General features: G+C 56.3%; 1 rRNA gene. It reads left to right on the top strand.

What is annotated here, in order from left to right:
- Positions 1-1,312, top strand: a 23S ribosomal RNA gene (locus IE237_RS40355); the annotation flags it as partial.

Below are 1,312 nucleotides of genomic sequence, written 5' to 3'. Positions count from 1 at the left end.
GAAAAGCCTCTAGCGAGTTTCATGGCGGCCCGTACCCTAAACCGACTCAGGTGGTCAGGTAGAGAATACCGAGGCGTTCGGGTGAACTATGGTTAAGGAACTCGGCAAAATGCCCCCGTAACTTCGGGAGAAGGGGGGCCACGCCTGGTGATGGAATTTACTTCCTGAGCTGGGGGTGGCCGCAGAGACCAGCGAGAAGCGACTGTTTACTAAAAACACAGGTCCGTGCGAAGCCGTAAGGCGATGTATACGGACTGACGCCTGCCCGGTGCTGGAACGTTAAGGGGACCGGTTAGCTCTGTTTCGACAGGGCGAAGCTGAGAACTTAAGCGCCAGTAAACGGCGGTGGTAACTATAACCATCCTAAGGTAGCGAAATTCCTTGTCGGGTAAGTTCCGACCTGCACGAATGGCGTAACGACTTCTCGACTGTCTCAACCATAGGCCCGGTGAAATTGCACTACGAGTAAAGATGCTCGTTTCGCGCAGCAGGACGGAAAGACCCCGGGACCTTTACTACAGTTTGATATTGGTGTTCGGTTCGGCTTGTGTAGGATAGGTGGGAGACTTTGAAGCCGTGACGCCAGTCATGGTGGAGTCGCCGTTGAAATACCACTCTGGTCGTGCTGGATGTCTAACCTCGGTCCGTGATCCGGATCAGGGACAGTGTCTGATGGGTAGTTTAACTGGGGCGGTTGCCTCCCAAAGGGTAACGGAGGCGCCCAAAGGTTCCCTCAGCCTGGTTGGCAATCAGGTGTTGAGTGTAAGTGCACAAGGGAGCTTGACTGTGAGACCGACGGGTCGAGCAGGGACGAAAGTCGGGACTAGTGATCCGGCGGTGGCTTGTGGAAGCGCCGTCGCTCAACGGATAAAAGGTACCCCGGGGATAACAGGCTGATCTTCCCCAAGAGTCCATATCGACGGGATGGTTTGGCACCTCGATGTCGGCTCGTCGCATCCTGGGGCTGGAGTCGGTCCCAAGGGTTGGGCTGTTCGCCCATTAAAGCGGTACGCGAGCTGGGTTTAGAACGTCGTGAGACAGTTCGGTCCCTATCCGCTGTGCGCGTAGGAATATTGAGAAGGGCTGTCCCTAGTACGAGAGGACCGGGACGGACGAACCTCTGGTGTGCCAGTTGTCCTGCCAAGGGCATGGCTGGTTGGCTACGTTCGGGAGGGATAACCGCTGAAAGCATCTAAGCGGGAAGCCTGCTTCGAGATGAGTATTCCCACCTCCTTGAGAGGGTAAGGCTCCCAGTAGACGACTGGGTTGATAGGCCGGATGTGGAAGCCCAGTAATGGGTGGAGCTGACCGG

This window comes from Streptomyces tanashiensis (assembly GCF_014648895.1).
Taxonomy (GTDB): Bacteria; Actinomycetota; Actinomycetes; order Streptomycetales; family Streptomycetaceae; genus Streptomyces; species Streptomyces tanashiensis.
The sequence above is the reverse complement of the archived record's forward strand: the minus strand, read 5'-3'. Positions and strand labels throughout refer to the sequence as shown.